Below are 20,030 nucleotides of genomic sequence, written 5' to 3'. Positions count from 1 at the left end.
TGGCGCCGATCTGCACAAAATACCGAAGACTACGAAATAGGCAAACGGTTCAATATATGTGCAGATCGATGTTCCCGCCGTCGGATCGGCACGGAAGGTGCCTGTTGAAGAGGCGTTTGTACTAGGAAGTGGCATGGAAGTTCTGACCAACGCCGAAATGCAGCGCGCCGACCAGCTCGCCATTGCGGCCGGTACGCCCGGTTTCAAGCTGATGCTGAGCGCGGGCCAGGCGGTCGCCGAGGCCGCCCATGCGCTGGTGGAGGAGGGGCCGATCCTGATCGTGGCCGGCCCGGGCAACAATGGCGGCGACGGCTTTGTCGCAGCCGCCGAGCTCGCCGCCCAGGGGCGGGAGGTCTCGGTGATCCCGATGTGCGAGCGCGATCGGCTCCAGGGCGATGCGGCCTCCGCGGCGCGCGGCTGGAAGCATCCGGTGCTTCCGTTCAACCCCCAGGCAATCGGAAAGCCTGCGCTGATCGTCGATGCGCTGTTCGGCGCCGGTCTCAGCCGTCCCGTCGACGGCGAGGCGCGCGAAATGATCGAGGCGATCAACGCCAACGGTGCTCCGGTGCTCGCGGTCGACCTGCCGAGCGGCATCAACGGCACCAGCGCGGCCGTGATGGGGGCGGCGGTGAACGCCACCGAGACCGTCACCTTCTTCCGCAAGAAGCCGGCGCATCTGCTTCTGCCCGGGCGGATGCATTGCGGCCGCGTGCGCGTCGCCGACATCGGCATCGATGCGCAGGTGCTGGACGAGATCGCGCCGCAGACCTTCGAGAACGATCCGGACCTCTGGGGCGCCGCCTTTCCGGTGCCGCGCATCGATGGCCACAAATACGCGCGGGGTCACGTGCTGGCGGTTTCCGGTGATGCGGCAGCGACAGGCGCCGCGCGGCTCGCTGCGCGCGGAGCGCTGCGGGCCGGCGCGGGCCTCGTGACGCTGGCGAGCCCGCGCGATGCGCTCGCGATCAATGCGAGCGCGCTGATTGCGGTGATGGTTCGCCCCGTCGACACCGCCATCGAGTTCGGCGAGCTGCTTGGCGACAAGCGCTATAGTACCTGCATCATCGGTCCCGGCGCGGGCATCGGTCAGCGCACCTGCGACCTCGTTCACACCGCTCTCAACGCGCAGCGGCATCTGGTGCTCGATGCGGATGCGCTGACGAGCTTCGCTGCGACCCCCGAGCGCCTGTTCGAATCGATCAAGTCCTCGCAGGACAATGCGGTGGTGCTGACCCCGCACGAGGGCGAGTTTCCGCGCCTGTTCTCCGACCTCAGCAACAAGCATCCCGGCCGCTCCAAGCTCGAGCGCATCCGCGTTGCCGCCGAGCGCTGCGGCGCCGTCGTGCTCCTGAAAGGCCCGGACACCACCATCGCCGCCCCTGACGGCCGCGCCACCATCGCCGCCAACGCGCCGCCCTGGCTCGCCACGGCCGGTGCCGGCGACGTGCTCTCCGGCATCATCGCAGGGCTCCTGGCGCAAGGCGTCCCGGCTTTCGAAGCCGCCAACATCGGCGTCTGGATGCACGGCGAGGCGGCAAGCGAGGCGGGGCCGGGATTGATCGCGGAAGACCTGACTGAGACGCTGCCGGCGGTGCACCGGCGGATCTACGATGCGCTCGGGGTGGATTACTAGTGCTCAGGCAGCTTGCGCTCACGGAAATGGGCGAGGCGGCGCAGATCCATCGGATCGCGTTTGACCAAGCGATGCCGTGGCTGGTCGGGCTGCACACGCCGGATCAGGATCGCTGGTTCTATCGTGAGCGTGTTCTCCAGACGTGCCGGGTATGGGGACGCTTCGACGGCGATCAGCTGAGCGGGATCATCGCGTTTCGGGACGGCTGGGTCGAGCAGCTCTACGTTCGTCCCGCGGCACAGGGACGGGGCTTCGGCACCGAACTCCTCAACGTCGCCAAAGGCACCTACGATCGGCTGGATCTCTGGACTTTCCAGCGCAATGCGTCGGCGCGGCGCTTCTATGAGATGCGCGGGTTCGCGCTGGTCGAGCAGACCGACGGAGCGCGGAACGAGGAGAAGGAGCCGGACGCTCGCTATCTCTGGATACGCCAGTAGGCGCTCACTCCACCCCATACCAGCGCACCAGGCGCGGCGCGGCCCAGTCGGTTGCGACGGATTCGATCAGCCAGCGTCCGGGGGCGATCGCCGCGAAGGCGATGCGCTGGGTCTGGCCGGGCTCGATCGCGAGCGTGTCGAGCCAATAGGGCTTCCAGCCATCGTCGAGCGTGTCGAGCAGGCGGAAATGGTGGCCGTGCAGATTGAAGATGGTGGCGATCGGGCCGGAGTTCTTCAGCGTCAGCACGACGGTGCGGCCGGTCCTGGCGCGGAAGATGGGGGCAGAGGCCGTGGAGAAATTCGCGGGCCGCGTCCAGGCGGCGTCGGCTGCGCCAAGCGCGACATCGAACCGCAGGGCGCCTCTCAGATCGAGCTTCTCGGGAAGGTCGTTCGAAGGGAGCGGCTGCGGCGGCAACAGCGGCACGTGCTCCTGCTTCCCGGAGATGGCGAGGCTTCCGACCTGGCGCGCCTCCTTGCCGTCATGGAGTAGGAATGGGGCCGGTGTGGCCGCATCAACAAATGCGTCGGCTCGCGCGCCCGGGGCCAGCACCAAGGCGCCGTTGCGCGCGGCGAACGGCTCGGCCGGCTGGCCGTCCAGGGCCATCACGCGGACCTCGTGGTTTCCCAATTTGATCGCCAGAACAGTACGTTGGGAGCCGTTGATGAAGCGCAGTCGCAGCCGCTCATTGGCCGCGGCTGAGAGTTCGAATGAAGTTCTGCCATTGACCGTGTAGAGCGGTGTCGTGTCCTTCGGGTCCTGGCCCGGCGGGACCGCGGTGCCATCCGGCCGCAGACGCCATTCCTCGATCAACAGCACCTCGTCACGCTCGGCGGCAACCCGGCCGGTCTCGGCCACGATGATCGGGAGCGGGCGCGCAGGATGCTTCAGGCTGCCCTCGAAGAGACGGAAGTCCGCCAGCAGGGTTCCCGCGCTTGGTATTGAAATGATTGATGTTTCGGTCGTGTCTGGTGCGGCGGGCGCGCGCCCTCGCAACGGGTCGGCGGCAGTCGCGCCATTGAGGCCGTACCAGACCGGTGCAAGTGGCACAGGCAGGTCATTGCGAAACACCACCTCGCATCGGTCGCCGCGCTTGAGACGGACGGTCCCGAGATGGCTTGCGGCGGCCAGCTCCCAGATTGCCGTAGCTGGTTGCCCCGCCTTCGAAGCCAAGGTTGACGGCCTTGCCTGAAGCGCAAGCTGGGCGGTCACAAGCGGGCCTGCGCCCCCGATCATCAGTCCAGCCGCCGAGGCCCCGAGACCGGTCAACACCTCCCGTCGGGTCGGGTCAAGAATCCGCGGTTTCATGGGTCGATCCGGACCATGCCATGCTGGATAAGTCCAGCCATCGAGCCTACTTGAAGCATGCCTCCAACCGGCCATTTTTTTGCTGCGAACAGTCAGGCACATGCTATAAGCCCGGCCGCCCGCGGCATCGCGGCCGGTCTTGATGCAAATTCACGCGGGCGTGGCGGAACTGGTAGACGCGCTGGATTTAGGTTCCAGTGACGAAAGTTGTGGGGGTTCGAGTCCCTCCGCCCGCACCAAGCGCTTATCGCGTTTGCACGGATTACGAGACCTGCTTCTGCGGATGATCGTCCGTCTGGAGCCGGTCCGATGAACCACCGGTGGTGAGGCGTTTGCCTCGTGCCGGATCGATTAATGACAGCGTCCCGACGCGCGACGTGCCGGGACCGAACGAGAAGAAGATTGGACGCCATGCAGGTCACAGAAACCCTCTCGGAAGGTTTGAAGCACGAGTTCAAGATCAGCGTTCCCGCGTCTGATCTCGATGCCAAGGCCGGCGCCAAGCTCGTCGACCTCAAGGACAAGGTCCGCATCAACGGCTTCCGTCCGGGCAAGGTGCCGGTCGCGCACCTGAAGAAGGTCTATGGCCGCTCTGTGATGGCCGAAACCATCGACCAGACCATTCGCGACACCAACACGCAGCTGTTCTCCGAACGCGGCTTCCGCCTCGCGACCGAGCCGAAGATCACCATGCCGACGGAGCAGAAGGATGTCGAAGAGCTGCTGAGCGGCAAGACCGATCTGACCTATACGGTCGCGATCGAAGTGGTGCCGGCGATCGCGCTCGCCGACTTCAAGACCTTCCAGGTCGAGAAGCCCGTCGCCGACGTCACCGATACCGACGTCGACGAAGCGATCAAGCGCATCGCCGATACCAACCGCACCTTTGCCGACAAGGGCGAGGGTGCCAAGGCTGCCTCGGGCGACCGCGTCACCATCAACTTCAAGGGCAGCATCAACGGCGAAGTCTTCGAGGGCGGCACCGGCGAAGGCATCCAGGTCGTGATCGGCTCCAACACCTTCATCCCGGGCTTCGAGGAGCAGCTGATCGGCATCGGCGCGAACGAGACCCGCACGCTGAAGGTGTCGTTCCCCAAGAACTACATGAACGACAAGCTCGCCGGCCAGCCGGCCGAGTTCGAGACCACCGCGACCCTGATCGAGGCGCCGCAGGACCTTGCGATCGACGACGCATTCGCCAAGTCGCTCGGCCTGGAATCGCTGGACAAGCTCAAGGAAGCCGCGCGCGAGCGCCTTTCCGCCGAGTTCGCGACCGCGACGCGCCAGCGCGTCAAGCGCGCGCTGCTCGACCGCCTCGACGAGGCGCATCGCTTCGAGGCGCCGCCCTCGCTGATCGACGAGGAGTTCAATCTGATGTGGAACTCGGTCAAGGCCGAGATGGATTCCGCCGGCAAGACCTTCGCCGACGAGGACACCACGGAGGACGCCGCCAAGGAGGAGTACCGCAAGATCGCCGATCGCCGCGTGCGGCTTGGCCTCGTGCTCTCCGAGATCGGCGAGAAGAATAAGATCACCGTGACCGACGACGAGGTCGGCCGCGCCGTGATCGAGCGCGCACGCTCGATGCCCGGCCGCGAGAAGGAGGTCTGGGACTATTACCGCAACAACGCCCAGGCGCTGGCCCAGCTTCGTGCACCGATCTACGAGGACAAGGTCGTCGACTTCATCCTCGAGCTCGCCAACGTGACGGAGAAGAAGGTCTCGCGCGAGGACCTCTACAAGGACGACGACGCGGAAAAGACCGCAGCCTGAGGGCCTTGGAACAGTCTTCCATTAAGGATGATCAGCGAAGAGGCCCAGCTAGCCAGATGGCCGGCTGGGCCTCTTTGTGCGAATCAGCTTCAACTGCCGCACGGATTAAGCCTTATTTCGCTCCGCACTTGTCAGAAGCGAATTGGGCTATATCTGTCGCTACGCCTTCTACTTCTACCATGTTCCTGCATCACAGGACGTCCATTCGCCCTTCCGGCAATCCAGCCAAACTGGCGGCCAGGCCCGGCGATGTCCGTCTCCGAAAACCCTAGGTGACTCATGCGCGATCCGGTTGAAACCTACATGAACCTCGTGCCCATGGTGGTCGAGCAGACCAACCGTGGCGAGCGCGCCTACGACATCTTCTCGCGCCTCCTGAAGGAGCGCATCATTTTCCTGACCGGGCCGGTCGAGGACGGCATGTCGACGCTGGTCGTCGCGCAGCTGTTGTTCCTCGAGGCGGAAAATCCGAAGAAGGAAATCTCGATGTACATCAACTCGCCGGGCGGCGTGGTGACGTCGGGCCTTGCGATCTACGACACCATGCAGTTCATTCGCCCGCCGGTCTCGACGCTGTGCACAGGCCAGGCGGCCTCAATGGGTTCGCTGCTGCTCGCCGCCGGCGAGAAGGACATGCGCTTCTCGCTGCCGAACGCGCGCATCATGGTGCATCAGCCCTCCGGCGGCTTCCAGGGGCAAGCCACCGACATCATGCTGCACGCCCAGGAAATCCTCAACCTGAAGAAGCGTCTCAACGAGATCTACGTCAAGCACACCGGCCAAACCTACAAGGCGATCGAGGATGCGCTGGAACGCGACAAGTTCCTGACTGCGAACGACGCCAAGGAGTTCGGCTTGGTCGACAAGGTCATCGACAGGCGCGCCGAGGAGCCGGCGCCGGTGAAGGCTCCGTAGCACTACGGGGTCGTCACGGCGATCCCTCAGATCGCCGTGGACCCGTCGGGGTGCGTTCACGTTAGATGCGGGTGCGCGCGTCGCAAAATGCGGTTTTGCGCGCTGCGACAAGCAGAAAGTTCCGCTTTCGTGCTTTTTTCGTGGCAATCCAGCAACGCCGGGGTGATTTCGATCACTTCGTCCGTGCCAAGACCGGAAATCACGGTATTGTCACGGGTAGCCGGCGGCGTCCGATTAGCGAATTCTTGATAGTCGGGTGACAGCATGGTTGGCTACGACTGATCGGCTATGATCGCGGGAGAATCGAGTGACCGTGATTCGCACGGGATGTGATGCGTAGGGTCTTTTTTGGTACGGAATTTGCTCTACTTAAGCTTCATGCCGGCCATCGTGTCGGAATGGAGCGATCGAGCGGAACGGGATCGAACCGCGGACGGAGACAGGAATGAGTAAGGTCGGCACGAGCGACTCCAAGAACACGCTATATTGCTCGTTCTGCGGCAAGAGCCAGCACGAAGTCCGCAAACTGATCGCGGGTCCCACGGTCTTCATCTGCGACGAGTGCGTCGAGCTCTGCATGGACATCATCCGCGAGGAGAACAAGTCCTCGCTGGTCAAGTCGCGCGACGGGATTCCGACGCCGAAGGAAATCTGCAAGGTGCTGGACGATTACGTGATCGGCCAGAGCCATGCGAAGAAGGTCCTGTCGGTCGCGGTGCACAACCACTACAAGCGCCTCAACCATCAGACCAAGCACAACGACGTCGAGCTCGCGAAGTCGAACATCCTGCTGATCGGTCCGACCGGCTCGGGCAAGACGCTACTCGCGCAGACGCTCGCCCGCATCCTGGACGTGCCGTTCACAATGGCGGACGCGACGACATTGACCGAAGCCGGTTATGTCGGCGAGGACGTCGAGAATATCATCCTGAAGCTGCTCCAGGCCGCCGACTACAATGTCGAGCGCGCCCAGCGTGGCATCGTCTATATCGACGAAATCGACAAGATCAGCCGCAAGTCCGACAATCCCTCCATCACGCGCGATGTGTCGGGTGAGGGCGTGCAGCAGGCGCTGCTCAAGATCATGGAAGGCACGGTGGCTTCGGTCCCGCCGCAGGGCGGCCGCAAGCATCCGCAGCAGGAGTTCCTGCAAGTGGATACCACCAACATCCTCTTCATCTGCGGCGGCGCTTTCGCCGGCCTCGAGAAGATCATCTCGGCGCGCGGACGGTCGACTTCGATCGGCTTCGGCGCCCAGGTGCTCGCCCCGGAGGACCGCCGTACCGGCGAGATCTTCCGTCACGTCGAGCCTGAGGACCTCCTGAAGTACGGCCTCATTCCCGAGTTCGTCGGCCGTCTGCCGGTCGTGGCGACGCTCGAGGACCTCGACGAGACCTCGCTGAAGAAGATCCTGACCGAGCCGAAGAACGCGCTGGTGAAACAGTACCAGCGGCTGTTCGAGATGGAGAACATCGAGCTGACCTTCGCCGACGAGGCGCTTGGCGCGGTCGCCCGCAAGGCGATCGAGCGCAAGACCGGCGCGCGTGGGTTGCGCTCGATCCTCGAGGCGATCCTGCTCGAGACCATGTTCGACCTGCCGGGCTTGGAAGGTGTGGAAGAAGTCGTGATTTCCCGCGAAGTGGTGGAAGGAACGGCGCGTCCGCTCTACATCTATGCCGATCGGTCCGATCGCGCCGTCGAGAACGCCAGCGCCTGATCCGGCGGCGCTGAAACGCTCCAATCGTCCCCTTGAGATGGGCTGCGGAACTGTATTTCCGCAGCCGATGTTGCGTCGCTTATTTGCGTGCGTAAGCGCCTGATGGCGCGCGTTTTTCAATGACTTGACACCCCCCGGGTCGATAGCCACCTAATGTCGGCGGCGAGCGAAAATTCTCTTCAAGATTCGCCTCAGTCCATCCGGCGAGCCGGTCCAACTTGTAGAAGACCGATCGGTTTTGCGGATCACCTCGGCACCTTGTGGCGGTTGCGCATCATCAGCGGGCTGCGTGCAAGGGGGCAAAGCAAAAGGAAAAGGCCATGACCAATCCCAAACCCCGGCCAACCATCGTGCATGGCGAAACGCACGCTTATCCCGTGCTGCCGCTGCGCGACATCGTCGTCTTCCCGCACATGATCGTGCCGCTCTTCGTCGGCCGCGAGAAGTCGATCCGCGCGCTCGAAGAGGTGATGAAGAACGATGCGCTGATCATGCTCGCGACGCAGAAGAACGCGTCCGACGATGATCCAGCGCCCGATGCCATCTACGAGACCGGGACGCTTGCCAGCGTGCTCCAACTCTTGAAGCTTCCGGACGGCACCGTGAAGGTGCTGGTCGAAGGGCTCGAGCGTGCGCGCGTGGCGAAGTACACCGATCGCGCCGACTATTACGAGGCGACTGCCGTCGCGCTCGCCGATACCGATGCGAAGTCGGTCGAGGCGGAAGCGCTGGCGCGCTCGGTCGTGTCCGACTTCGAGAGCTATGTGAAGCTCAACAAGAAGATCTCGGCCGAGGTCGTCGGCGTCGTGCAGGCGATCACCGACTTCGCCAAGCTCGCCGACACCGTTGCCTCGCATCTCGCCGTCAAGATCGCCGACCGCCAGGGCATCCTGGAGACGCTGTCCGTCACCACGCGCCTGGAGAAGGTGCTGGGCCTGATGGAGAGCGAAATCTCGGTGCTGCAGGTCGAGAAGCGCATCCGCTCGCGCGTCAAGCGCCAGATGGAGAAGACCCAGCGCGAGTATTATCTCAACGAGCAGATGAAGGCGATCCAGAAGGAACTCGGCGACGACGATGGTCGCGACGAGCTCGCCGATCTCGAAGAGAAGATCTCCAAGACCAAGCTCTCCAAGGAAGCGCGCGAGAGGGCGCAGCATGAATTGAAGAAGCTGCGCCAGATGTCGCCGATGTCCGCGGAAGCGACCGTCGTGCGCAACTATCTGGATTGGCTGCTGTCGATTCCGTGGAACAAGAAGTCCAAGGTGAAGAAGGACCTGGAGGCTGCGCAGGCCATCCTGGATTCCGATCACTATGGGCTCGAGAAGGTCAAGGAACGCATCGTCGAGTATCTCGCGGTGCAGTCGCGCGCCAACAAGCTGACGGGCCCGATCCTGTGCCTCGTCGGACCTCCCGGCGTCGGCAAGACCTCGCTCGGCAAGTCGATCGCGAAGGCGACGGGGCGCGAATTCGTGCGCGTCTCGCTCGGCGGCGTGCGCGACGAGGCCGAGATCCGCGGTCACCGCCGCACCTATATCGGCTCGATGCCCGGCAAGATCATCCAGTCGATGCGCAAGGCGAAGTCGTCCAATCCGCTGTTCCTGCTGGACGAGATCGACAAGATGGGCGCCGATTTCCGCGGCGATCCGTCCTCGGCCTTGCTCGAGGTGCTCGACCCCGAGCAGAACGCGACGTTCAACGACCACTATCTCGAGGTCGACTACGACCTGTCCAACGTGATGTTCATCACGACCGCGAATACGCTGAATATTCCCGGCCCGCTGATGGACCGCATGGAGATCATCCGGATCGCGGGCTACACCGAGAACGAGAAGGTCGAGATCGCGCGCAAGCACCTGATCCCGAACGCGGTGTCCAAGCACGGCCTGGACTCCAAGGAGTTCTCGATCGACGACGACGCGCTGCTGCTTCTGATCCGCCGCTACACCCGCGAAGCGGGCGTGCGCAATCTGGAGCGTGAGCTCTCGACACTCGCCCGCAAGGCGGTGAAGGAGCTGATGATCTCCAAGAAGAAGTCGGTCAAGGTCACCGAGAAGACTCTGGAAGAGCTGCTCGGCGTGCCGAAGTACCGCTTCGGCGAGATCGAGAGCGAGCCGCAGGTCGGCATCGTCACCGGCCTTGCCTGGACCGATGTCGGCGGCGAGCTGTTGACGATCGAAGGCGTCATGATGCCCGGCAAGGGCAAGATGACGGTCACCGGCAATCTGCGCGACGTGATGAAGGAGTCGATCTCGGCGGCGGCGTCCTACGTCCGCTCGCGCGCGATCAACTACGGCGTCGAGCCGCCGCTGTTCGACCGGCGCGACATCCACGTGCACGTGCCGGAGGGCGCGACGCCGAAGGACGGTCCGTCCGCCGGTGTCGCCATGGCCACCGCGATCATCTCGGTCATGACCGGCATCCCGGTCCGCCACGATGTCGCGATGACCGGCGAGATCACGCTGCGCGGTCGCGTGCTGCCGATCGGCGGCCTGAAGGAGAAGCTGCTGGCTGCGGCCCGCGGCGGCATCAAGACGGTGCTGATCCCCGAGGACAACGCCAAGGATCTCACGGAGATTTCCGATGCGATCAAGGGCGGCATGGAGATCATCCCGGTCTCGCGCCTCGACGACGTCATCGCCAAGGCGCTGGTGAGGAAGCCGGTGCCGATCGTCTGGGAAGAGGACACCAAGGTGACGGTGAAGCCGGACGGCGACGAGGCCGCCGGCGGCCTGACCGCTCACTGAGGTTCAGCTGAAGATGATAAAACGGCGCCTTCGGGCGCCGTTTTTGTTTGAGGGGAAGGGGAGGAGGCAATGCACATCGACGGACAATGCCATTGCGGAAAGATCACCTTCGAGGCCGAGATCAATCCGGAGGAGGTCTCGGTGTGCCATTGCACCGATTGCCAGGCATTAACCGGCTCGCCGTTCCGGGTGACCGTCATCTGTTCCGCGGCCGATGTCCGCCTGACCGCCGGCACGCCAAGGATTTACGGCAAGCGCGGCGACAACGGCCGGATGCGCTTCCAGCACTTCTGCGCCGACTGCGGTTCCCCGCTGTTCACGAGCGGCGAGGGCGACCAGGCCGACGATTGGGGCATCCGCTGGGGCAGTATCCGCCAGCGCGACCAGTTGCGGCCGGTTCGGCAGATCTGGTGCCAGTCGGCGGCGGTGTGGATCGATGCCGTACCGCTGCTGCCGGGAAGGCCGGGGGATTGAGGTCGGACCGGTCGGGGGTACTTGCCCGGTCGGGCTGCGAGAGGCTAAAGAGGCGGCGAGGGCGGTTAGCTCAGCTGGTTAGAGCATCTCGTTTACACCGAGAGGGTCCGCGGTTCGAATCCGTGACCGCCCACCAACATCTCATTGAACTTGTTGAAGTTTTGTTGGCGATCTCGCGCCGATGCGAGACAGTTCCCCGCGATTCAATCGAACTTCAATAGAAAACAGCCGCCGTTGGCATTTCAATTGTAGCTGCTGCATCACGAAGTCCGTCGCCAACGCGACGTCTTCAAGGAATTCGGGATCCTCCGCCTCGTAATTCGAGGTGGTCTGTGAGCCCTCGCGGACGACGTGACCCATCCAGATTGATCGCTGCTCGCGCGTGACGCTGCGGCAGAGACGGCGCACCATCGTGCTCATGAAATGCCTGTATCGACCCGGTGAGAACTTGATTCCGACCTTGCTGGCCTGCGCCACCAACCCCTTTTTGACGCTTGCGACCCGCTCGCCTTGGTACACCAACAGCGCTGCCGGCGGCGGTTCTCGCCCGGCCGCAATTGCGGTTTCACGCGCGGCGACGTCGACCACTGCCCAATGGTTCAGCCAGCCAGCGAGGCAGCGCGTCTCGGGAATGCGGGATCGGCGTTTGTTGGTCTCGACGCGTCCCGGGGGATTCAGGTCGATCAGGCCGCCGCTCCGCTGCGTGGCAGGCTCGAAATCCATCACGGCTTCCGGTCGCGCCCACGTGTTGAGGGACAATATCGCAAACCTGAACTGATGCTCATCCTTGAGCGCGTCAATGACCTTCGCCATGTCGTCGATGGTGAGGGTGTTGTGTCGCGGCTTCGAGGGCGCGATTTTCAGATCCTTGGCGATGCGAGCGCGCTTGTAAACAAACTTTGGTGCGTGCGTCATCAGCGCCGTTTCGATCTGCTGACCGAACGGATCGACACGCAATTTGACTTGGGTCATCTCGTGGAATGCGGCGCAGATCACATCAAGTCGGCGCTCGATCGAGGCCGGCTTATGTTTGAACGTCTCGTGCAGCCACTTCGCGAAATCTAGCTGCCGCGAAGGCGTCCAGAACGACACCGGCGCCATCGGCTTTTTGACGTGCTCAAGGTACTGCTTGGCCAATTCGCCTGCGCGGATCGCGTCGTCCTCGCTGCGAATGGTCGTCGCGTGACCGTCGATGTAATTGGCCAGTGCTGCGACTGTCAGGACCGCGTCGGGACCTGGGACGGTGGCGCTTGATCCGGCCGGGGCGGATAGGACGAGCGCGGCGAGCTTGACCTTGGCTTCTTCGAGATCCGCTGTCCTAAGAGAGCGGCGGCGGACGATGCCAGCTCCGCGGTCATACTGGCAGGCATAGAAAGACCCGCCTCGATCGGGGTGCGGTTGGTCGAGATAGTATCCGCCGATCTCGAAGCGTTCGCGACCGGCGACGTCTGCTGTCCCGATTGGGGCGGGCTCGGAAACTGCTGCTTTGGCTGTTCGGCGCATGACGTTTTCCGGAGATACGTGCGATCGATGTAATCTTGCACCTGTTGGTGCGTGTAGGAAGGGCCGGCTTTGAACGCAAAATGTTCAATCAACCGGTTCTTTCGAGCCTTCCGAAGCTCTTTGGCCGTGAGCATGGGCCAGCGTGCGAGCACGTCAGATTCGGAAATGTAGTCGCAGGACTCCAACTGCTTCATCGAGGCTACTCGTTTACAATGGAGGGATGGACCCCGCCGCGGTGAGACGACGGGGTCCGGTAACGGGGTCACGCTGCCAGCAAGGCTTCGCGCAGCGCGTCGGCGGCGCCCGCTCGGATGGATTCCTCATTGATGAGAGCCGCATAGGGCCGCCCGCGCACCGACGCGAGGCCTTCGGCGATCCGGGCCGGCGCGGTTGCCGCGGCATATTCCGCCAGGGCGGCCGAGATGCGCTGCGCCGAGTTGTCGGGCACTTCGCTGAGCCAGCCGGCGGCGTCGCTGATGCAGTTTGAGGCGGCTTGGTGGGCGGATTCCAGCAGATTCAAGGTCGAGGCGTTGCTTTTGGTCATTGTAGGTTCCCCTGCTTGTGTGAACTGACATTGGAGATTTTTCCAGAAACACCCGCAGTTGTCAACGGGGATTTTTTCAGTTATAACGACTGAAGTACAGATGGAGGGTTTGCGTATGAAGTTGTCGGAACTGGTCACGCACACGAGCGACTGGGTTGGAGTGCCGCGGACGGTCGTCGAGTCGCACGCTCGTTACCTGCGCGAGGCTGGATTGCTTACGACGGGAGGCCGTGGTCTTGCCGCGTCCGAAATGAACGATGACGACAAAGTTCGGCTACTGATCTCTGTTTGCGGAACAAGCGTCGCATCGGACGCCGCCGCGCGGCTCAATGATTGGCTCAACTGTCAGAGCGTGGAAGTCGTTCAGTCGGACGCTCCGTTTCGTTTCGAATTCCCCACCAAGTCGACTTTGCCGTCGGCGCTCATCGCCTTCTTTAAGCGCGATCTGCAAAGCGCAGAAATGAAGGCTTGGAAAAGTGGTGAGCGATTTGAAAAACCCCGCGGAGCGCAATTTCAAGCCACATCGGACATGCTGAGCTTGATTTTTGTGATCGACAGTATTCGAGCCAACATCAACCTTCAACGCGTAGCGGTTGTCGATAGCAAAATCGAAGCAAAGCAGACGATCAGCAATCGGTTTGCACTCACGCTCGATTTTTCGAAACCATTACCTATTGGTCGGAAGGAAAATTATCGCGCGAAAGCAGAGTTCACTTGTCAGCTCTCCGAAGAAAATTTGATCGGGTGGAGCGGGTGCTTTGACGAATGACTCGGGGAGAACACACATGATCGGTACGGTAAAATTCTGGAATCTGGACAAGGCTTTCGGCTTCATATCGCTCGAAGGCGAGCCCGACGTCTTCGTGCACCTGTCCGGGCTGAGTCCCGAATGCAGCGGCTATCTGACCCAAGGAGACGAGGTGCAGTTTCGCATCATCGTTGACGCGAAGACTCGACGCCAGAAGGCCGTGGAAGTCAGCCCGCGCAAGCCGAGCGTCGCGGAAGCGCTTCGCGAGATGCGGTCACTGCGACAGGTTCTCGACAATGGCCTCAAAGGCCCCGGCGCAAACGATGCGCTCACCGATCTGCGCCATCTCCTTAACGAACTGGAGCAAATCGCCGCCGCCTAAAACAGAAACCGCCCGGTCGAGTGTGCGACCGAGCGGCGAAACGTTGTATCTGAATTCCTGACAGTCTTTGAATACGACGGTTTTCCGCTTTTCGCAAGCGCTTTTCGATCGGGCTCTCAGGAAAGAGAGACCCAAGTGTACACTGAGAGTGACGTTCACAAACGACTCGCCGCCAAACTTCGGTTGCATGACTTCTATGATGGTCGCACATACGCGATGCCTCCGACGCTTCAAGATGCGTTGGCCGTTCCGATCCCGCGCGAGTTGGTCGCGTCCTGGCTGTTCTACATCGAGAAGAACGGACCACCCTGCTTCCCGATCACTAGTCTGATTTGGGATATCCGTCGCCTGCTCGGTGGCGATTACGATCTCGCCGAAGAATGGTTACTCCCCGTCCTATGGGAATGGGCTGATTCAAAATCGGAGGATCTTCCTCGTCTATGGGCGGAGGCAGACCGGCCGTACCGTGACGGCGAAGACATGCTGGTGCTTCGGGAGCTGGCCTCGATTTATCATCACGAGGAAACCGGCCTGTGGGTGCTGTCGCCGGACGATGATTGCCCGCCTGAGATTGAGGCGATCAAGCGCCTCCAGTGCTTGTTCAACGAACTCGACACGGCTGCAATTGAGCGACTCGAAATCGAAGCCGGCCACACCAACCCCACAGCGCTTGCCGCGATGCTCGCAAGGCCGCTTCTGGAAATCACGGAAGCCGACCTTGAATCGCTCCCGTTCCGAGATCGCCTCCGCGTGGAAAATGAGATCCTGATGGCTCGCTACGAACAGACGAAGGCGCAGGCCGCCGCTCCACCGCCGCGCTATATGTTCGAAACCGTTACCGACCTGCGCAACCTGCCCGCGGCAAAATGGCTGGTAGACAAATGGATTCCTGATGAGGGGGTCGGGTTGGTCTTTGGCGAATATGCCGGCGGGAAATCGTTCATCGTCTTCGATCTGCTGCTGCACCTCGCCTATGGACTTCCGGAGTGGCACGGCACGAAGCTGCCAGGTCAGCCGATTGACGTGCTGCTGATCGCGCGAGAGGGCAGCAAGGGATTTCGGGACCGCATCGACGCCTTCAAGGCGCATCACGACATTGTCGACGACACCAACCGGCTAGTGTTCATGCGCTCGCCGGCAAACTTCGGCGATCCCCAGCAATTTGCGGAATTGAAATCGGCGGTCGAAAATTGCGGCCGCAGATTCAAGGTGGTGGCGGTGGATACGGTCGGCCGAGCACTACCGGGCGAAGATTTCTACGACGCGAAGTCGATCACCGCATTCATGGAGCGCCTGCAGCAGCTCGGCGAGGCTGGCGGTGGCGTCGCAATTGGAGTGCACCACGTCAACAAATCAGGCGAGGCATTTGGCTCGGTCTATTTCGGCGCCTCCAGCGATTTCATGTTCATGGTCGAGCGCGAGGGCGACGGCCCCTTGGTCCGCGGCAAGATCACATGCACGAAGATGAAGGACGGCGAGGACGGTTGGAAACGGCGGGTCGATTATCAGAAGGCCGCCAATAGCCTCGTCGTCGCCAGTGTGACGGAGAGCGGCGACATGGTGGGCAAGGCTATCAAGCTGTCCGATGACGACAAGCTGGCGTTCCGGGCCCTCGGCGAGGCCCTCAAGGCATCTGGCAAATTGCGAACGGAAATGCAGGGGCGCACCGTTACGATCGATGAATGGCTTGAACAGTGCTTCAAGATCGGCGCCGTCGGGAAAGACGCGGCAAAGCCATGGCGTGACCTGCACCGCAGGCAAGTGAAGCTGCTCGCCAATAAACTGATCCTGGTACAGGACCAGCTTGTACGCATCATTGACCATTCGGCGAACGCCAGTGCTGCAATTCCCATGGCTGCACCTGGTGGATCATTGCCCGCAATCCCTCCGCGATGACCGGACCGGACCGCCGGACCACCCTTTAGGGTGGTGGTCCCGGTCGTCCGTGTGGTCGGTCGAGGGACCGGTCGGACCGTGGTCCGTGTTTGGTCCGGTCGGTCCGAACGTTTTCAAAGACTTAGATTTCAACTGCAATTTGAAGTGGACACAATGGACGAAATCAAGATCACTGAAGCCAATCTTCCGGTCGAGCGCATTTGGGGACTGCCCGACATCGCGGCGTTCCTCGACGTCAGCGTCGACACGGCGCGGCGCTGGTCACGCAAACCCGGCGTGCCGATCTATCGGTGCGGAGGTCGCTACTACGCTTTCCGCAGCGAACTGTGGCGATGGCACCGGTCGAAGGCGGCGTGAGTCGATGAGTTGCTAGGGTTTGCTAGGTCTTGCAATCTGGCGACGGCGCGGCCGATCAGGCATAAACTCGTGAATGCGCCTCGGCCCATTCGAATTCAAACTCACCCGCAAATCCCTCGGCAATCCGACCGCGGATGAGCTTGCCCTCTTTTCTGGCGGCTCGACCGGTCAAGCGACCCCGCTCGACAACACGGCCGTTGCGATGGCCGTTCGGCTCGTGAGCGAAGCGTGCGCCGTCCTGCAACCCAATGTCGTCACCCGTGGCGCCAAGCCCGAACAGGTCGATCATTCGTCGCTGACGCTTTTGCGTGGCGAGGCCAACCCGTGGACTTCCGGCTTCGAACTGGTGCGTGATCTCGTTGGAATGGCGCTGCTCAGTGACTCCGGTGGCCTGGCATGGTGCAATCGTGTCGACGATAAACCTGTCGAGATCATCCGGTATGATTTCGGGCGGATTGCCGTTCAATATGCCGGCGACGGATCCGGCGAGCCGACGTATTCGATTGACGGCAGGCAACTCGACCCGCGCGACGTGATTCATGTTCGCAGCCCGTTCAGCAAATCCCCGGTGAACCTCGCCCGCGGCGCTATCAATGCAGCCGCGAGCATGGAAAAGCATGTGACCGGCCTGTTCGAAAAGGGCGCGCGACCGGGTGGCGTGATCGAGTTTCCGGGCAAACTCGGCGACGAAGGTCTCAAGAAAATGAAATCGGCCTGGCGCGCTGCGTTCGAGGGCGCCGACAACGCCGGCCGAACCGCCGTGCTGTGGGACGCCGCGAAGTTCACGGCCCTGACCATGGCATCGACCGACGCGCAGTTCCTCGAAAATCGCCTGTTCCAGCTCAGCGAGATCGCTCGCGCGTTCAACATGTCGCCCACCATGCTCGGCGATCTGACCAAATCCAGCTACGCGAACGCGTCTCAGAAGCAGCTCGAATTTCTCGTCTATGCGGTCGAGCCGTGGCTTTGCGCGCTGGAAAGCGCGTTCAACCGTGCGCTGCTGAGCGATGACGAGCGCGCGACGATGACTTTTCGCTTTGATCGTGACGACCTGACCCGCGCCAGCCTGACAGAGCGGGCGACCGCGATCAATTCGCTGATCGCTTCGGAAACGATCAACCCGAACGAGGGTCGCGACTGGCTCGGTCTCGATCCGTACACCGGCGGCGAGACGTACGGAAACCGCAACATCACTACGAAGCCTGCGACGGTGCCAGCAAATGAGTGATCTCGCGCACCTTCAGGACATTGTCGAAGGCCAGGACCGCGGCGCCGAGTTGCTCATCAAGCATCCGGTGACCGGCGAGCCGACCGACGTCGTGTTGATCGTAGCCGGTCCAGACTCGGACGTGCAGCGTCGCGCGCGGCTCAAGATGCAGGACGCGCTTTACGCGTTCCGCGGGCGTCCGCCCGCTGATGATTTCGATCGGCTCGAAATCGAGCGCCTCGCGCGGTGCATCGTCGGATGGCGTGTCAAGCGCGACGGTCAAGACGTGCCTTTCGCATTCAACTCAGCGGTCAAGCTGCTCACCGAAATGCGCTTTATCCGGGAGCAGGTCGAAGCCTTTGCGGCAAGCCGGGTCGACTATTTTCTCAGGGTGACACCGTGATGGACAAGATCGAACTCAAGGCGACGCTTGCTGTCGATGATGCCGGCACCATCACAGGCAACGCCTGGCCGTTCGGATCGGCAGACACCGCGGGCGACCTGATCACAAAGGGCGCCTTCAACGTCGCAGTGTCGAACATGCCGATGCTTTTCAACCACAATCCCTCGGACCTGATCGGCACGTGGGATGAAGTGAAGGAAACGCCCGACGCGCTCGTGGTCAAGGGCCAGTTGCACATGGATCAGCCGCGCGCGCGTGCTGTTCACGGCATGATCAAGGGCGGTTTGGTGTCCGGTCTGTCGATCGGTTTTCGCACGAAGGCTGCAACTAAGCAGGGGCGTGGCCGCGTCATTTCGGCGCTCGATCTCTACGAAGTCAGCGTTGTCCGCGATCCCGCGCATCCGCGGGCGCGCATCACATCCGCCAAACAATTCGACTCGGCCGCTGCGATCGCATCGGCCCTTAACCGGGCCGCGGCCCATCTCAAACCCAAGGAGTAACCATGTCCAAGCACTTCTCTGCGCTCGAATTCAAGGATGCCGAAGTGACCGATCCGGTCGAACTCGTCACGAAGTCGATCGACGATCTGACCAAATCGGTCGATGAACGCCTCAAGGCGCTCGAAACCAAGGGCCTGGATCCGAAGCTGGTCGAGCGTTTGACCAAGCTGGAGGCCAAGGCCAATCGCCCCGGCGCCGCGGCTTCGACCGACGAAGCGAAGGAACTGGAGCGCAAGTCGATCAACGCGTTCATGCGCGGCGAGCCGCTCGACGGAATCGAGCGCAAGTCGCTGACGATCGGCGGATCCCCGACGACCGGCGCTGACCTGGTTGCTCCGCAGTACCTCGCGCAGATCATCACGAAGCTCGTGCAGTTCTCGCCGATGCGTGCCGTGGCGAGCGCGATGGGTGTCGGCACGGGCAAGGTATTTCTGCCGATCGAGGGCAACGCGCTTTCCGGAACGTGGGTTACGGAGACCGGCTCACGGTCCGAGACGAACCCGGATTTCGGCCAGGTCGAGATCGATGCATTCGAACATGCGGCGATCGTTCCGGTTTCGCGGCAGTTGCTGGAGGACTCGATTGTCGATCTGTCCGGCTATCTGTCGAACCAGATCTCCAAGCAGTTCGGCAAGGCGGAGGCGACCGCCTTCGTTTCCGGCGATGGCAACGGCAAGCCGACCGGCTTCCTCAACACGCCTTCTGCCTTCGACCAGGTTGTCGCGAAGCAGGACGGCAGCAACATCCTCGACAAGCTCATCTCGCTCTTCTACGCGCTGCCTGATGCCTATGCCTCGCAGGGCGTTTGGTTCATGAACCGGACCACACAGGGCGTCATTCGGTCGAAAGCTGTCCTGGCCACCAATGGGATCCTGTGGTCCGACGGTCTCGCCGACGGCACGCCGGCTCGCCTGCTCGGTCGCCCGGTCTATGATGCGGTCGATATGCAGAACCTCGTTGGCACTGGCTCTCCGGTGGCTGCGACTTACCCGATCGCATTCGGGGATTTCGCGAGCATGTATCAGATCATCGACCGGGTCGGTGTCCAGATCATGCGAGACGACTTCACTGGCGCCGACAACGGCATCGTCAAGTTCCGCGCTCGGCGCCGTGTCGGTGGCAAGGTCGTTCTGCCGGAAGCCGTGAAGCTGATGAAGGCGACGGTTTCGGGTTCGTAACTCTATGCCGATCAGGGCACCGCGCATCTGTGGTTGTGGCGTTCGCGTCGCGGCTGGTGCGCGGTGTCCCTGCCAGGTCAAGCGGCAGGCGGAGTACGACGCGAGGCGGCCTAGCGCTGCTGCGCGTGGCTACGATGGCAAATGGCAACGTGAGAGCAAGGTGTTCTTATCCCTTCCTCAGAACCGCTATTGCGCTTGCGGATGTGGTCGGGTGGCCGATGTCGTCGACCACAAGATCCCTCACCGCGGCAACATGCGACTGTTTTGGGATCGGTCCAACTGGCAGCCCATGGCAGCGTCACCGTGCCACAAC

General features: G+C 62.4%; 19 protein-coding genes and 2 tRNA genes. 17 read left to right on the top strand and 4 right to left on the bottom strand.

The window, feature by feature from the left end; genetic code table 11:
• Window positions 1–133 precede the first annotated feature (133 nt).
• Together ACM42_RS18850 and ACM42_RS18845 are read left to right on the top strand one after the other, a co-directional pair.
• Complete coding sequence (locus ACM42_RS18850) at window positions 134–1,633, top strand: NAD(P)H-hydrate dehydratase (protein WP_271529355.1); 1,500 nt, start codon at window positions 134–136, stop codon at window positions 1,631–1,633.
• On the top strand, window positions 1,633–2,070 hold the full coding sequence (locus ACM42_RS18845; RefSeq protein ID WP_271529354.1) for a GNAT family N-acetyltransferase: 438 nt from the start codon (window positions 1,633–1,635) through the stop codon (window positions 2,068–2,070). The genes ACM42_RS18850 and ACM42_RS18845 overlap by 1 nt, the downstream gene beginning before the upstream one ends.
• Before the next feature lie 4 nt (window positions 2,071–2,074).
• Here the strand turns inward: ACM42_RS18845 and ACM42_RS18840 are convergent, their stop codons facing one another.
• Window positions 2,075–3,376, bottom strand: coding sequence for a multicopper oxidase domain-containing protein (locus ACM42_RS18840; RefSeq protein WP_271529353.1), 1,302 nt, complete (start codon window positions 3,374–3,376; stop codon window positions 2,075–2,077).
• Window positions 3,377–3,530: 154 nt separating this feature from the next.
• Between ACM42_RS18840 and ACM42_RS18835 the strand changes: the two genes are divergently transcribed.
• From ACM42_RS18835 to ACM42_RS18825, 3 genes are all read left to right on the top strand, one after another.
• Window positions 3,531–3,615, top strand: a tRNA-Leu gene (locus ACM42_RS18835).
• A gap of 172 nt (window positions 3,616–3,787) precedes the next feature.
• The gene (gene tig / locus ACM42_RS18830; RefSeq protein WP_028181339.1) at window positions 3,788–5,149 is read left to right on the top strand and encodes a trigger factor; all 1,362 of its coding nucleotides are present in this window, start codon (window positions 3,788–3,790) and stop codon (window positions 5,147–5,149) included.
• A gap of 279 nt (window positions 5,150–5,428) precedes the next feature.
• Complete coding sequence (locus ACM42_RS18825) at window positions 5,429–6,064, top strand: ATP-dependent Clp protease proteolytic subunit (RefSeq protein ID WP_028181340.1); 636 nt, start codon at window positions 5,429–5,431, stop codon at window positions 6,062–6,064.
• A 56-nt stretch (window positions 6,065–6,120) separates the two neighbouring features.
• On the opposite strand, the gene ACM42_RS18820 is transcribed toward ACM42_RS18825, so the two are convergent.
• Entirely contained in the window at window positions 6,121–6,330 is a 210-nt protein-coding gene (locus ACM42_RS18820; protein WP_271529352.1) for a hypothetical protein, read from the bottom strand.
• 179 nt (window positions 6,331–6,509) lie between these two features.
• Between ACM42_RS18820 and clpX the strand changes: the two genes are divergently transcribed.
• From clpX to ACM42_RS18800, 4 genes are all read left to right on the top strand, one after another.
• Window positions 6,510–7,781 carry an ATP-dependent Clp protease ATP-binding subunit ClpX gene (clpX, locus tag ACM42_RS18815; protein ID WP_008547851.1) on the top strand — a complete coding sequence of 424 codons (1,272 nt, stop codon included), beginning with the start codon at window positions 6,510–6,512 and terminating at the stop codon, window positions 7,779–7,781.
• A gap of 320 nt (window positions 7,782–8,101) precedes the next feature.
• Entirely contained in the window at window positions 8,102–10,525 is a 2,424-nt protein-coding gene (gene lon, locus ACM42_RS18810; protein ID WP_028181341.1) for an endopeptidase La, read from the top strand.
• 69 nt (window positions 10,526–10,594) lie between these two features.
• Window positions 10,595–10,999 carry a GFA family protein gene (locus tag ACM42_RS18805; protein WP_271529351.1) on the top strand — a complete coding sequence of 135 codons (405 nt, stop codon included), beginning with the start codon at window positions 10,595–10,597 and terminating at the stop codon, window positions 10,997–10,999.
• A gap of 59 nt (window positions 11,000–11,058) precedes the next feature.
• Window positions 11,059–11,135, top strand: a tRNA-Val gene (locus tag ACM42_RS18800).
• 5 nt (window positions 11,136–11,140) lie between these two features.
• Here ACM42_RS18800 and ACM42_RS18795 read toward each other — a convergent pair.
• Both ACM42_RS18795 and ACM42_RS18790 read right to left on the bottom strand, forming a co-directional pair.
• On the bottom strand, window positions 11,141–12,502 hold the full coding sequence (locus ACM42_RS18795) for a hypothetical protein (protein ID WP_271529350.1): 1,362 nt from the start codon (window positions 12,500–12,502) through the stop codon (window positions 11,141–11,143).
• A gap of 262 nt (window positions 12,503–12,764) precedes the next feature.
• The gene (locus ACM42_RS18790) at window positions 12,765–13,046 is read right to left on the bottom strand and encodes a hypothetical protein (protein WP_271529349.1); all 282 of its coding nucleotides are present in this window, start codon (window positions 13,044–13,046) and stop codon (window positions 12,765–12,767) included.
• Between the two features lie 115 nt (window positions 13,047–13,161).
• Here ACM42_RS18790 and ACM42_RS18785 point away from each other — a divergent pair, with 115 nt between their 5' ends.
• From ACM42_RS18785 to ACM42_RS18750, 8 genes are all read left to right on the top strand, one after another.
• On the top strand, window positions 13,162–13,815 hold the full coding sequence (locus ACM42_RS18785; RefSeq protein WP_271529348.1) for a hypothetical protein: 654 nt from the start codon (window positions 13,162–13,164) through the stop codon (window positions 13,813–13,815).
• 16 nt (window positions 13,816–13,831) lie between these two features.
• Window positions 13,832–14,176, top strand: coding sequence for a cold-shock protein (locus ACM42_RS38715; RefSeq protein WP_442868934.1), 345 nt, complete (start codon window positions 13,832–13,834; stop codon window positions 14,174–14,176).
• A 135-nt stretch (window positions 14,177–14,311) separates the two neighbouring features.
• Window positions 14,312–16,072, top strand: coding sequence for an AAA family ATPase (locus ACM42_RS18775; protein WP_271529347.1), 1,761 nt, complete (start codon window positions 14,312–14,314; stop codon window positions 16,070–16,072).
• Between the two features lie 153 nt (window positions 16,073–16,225).
• Window positions 16,226–16,429 (top strand): hypothetical protein, encoded by a 204-nt coding sequence (locus tag ACM42_RS18770; RefSeq protein WP_271529346.1) that lies wholly within the window; start codon window positions 16,226–16,228, stop codon window positions 16,427–16,429.
• 73 nt (window positions 16,430–16,502) lie between these two features.
• Window positions 16,503–17,657 (top strand): phage portal protein, encoded by a 1,155-nt coding sequence (locus tag ACM42_RS18765; RefSeq protein WP_271529345.1) that lies wholly within the window; start codon window positions 16,503–16,505, stop codon window positions 17,655–17,657.
• On the top strand, window positions 17,650–18,039 hold the full coding sequence (locus ACM42_RS18760; protein ID WP_271529344.1) for a hypothetical protein: 390 nt from the start codon (window positions 17,650–17,652) through the stop codon (window positions 18,037–18,039). The genes ACM42_RS18765 and ACM42_RS18760 overlap by 8 nt, the downstream gene beginning before the upstream one ends.
• Window positions 18,039–18,539, top strand: a complete 501-nt coding sequence (locus ACM42_RS18755) for an HK97 family phage prohead protease (RefSeq protein WP_271529343.1) — start codon at window positions 18,039–18,041, stop codon at window positions 18,537–18,539. The genes ACM42_RS18760 and ACM42_RS18755 overlap by 1 nt, the downstream gene beginning before the upstream one ends.
• A 2-nt stretch (window positions 18,540–18,541) precedes the next feature.
• Window positions 18,542–19,717, top strand: coding sequence for a phage major capsid protein (locus ACM42_RS18750; RefSeq protein WP_271529342.1), 1,176 nt, complete (start codon window positions 18,542–18,544; stop codon window positions 19,715–19,717).
• Window positions 19,718–20,030: the final 313 nt, after the last annotated feature.

This window comes from Bradyrhizobium sp. CCBAU 25338 (assembly GCF_028128965.1).
GTDB classification, from domain to species: Bacteria; Pseudomonadota; Alphaproteobacteria; order Rhizobiales; family Xanthobacteraceae; genus Bradyrhizobium; species Bradyrhizobium liaoningense.
This window is presented reverse-complemented; position numbering and strand designations above follow the sequence as displayed.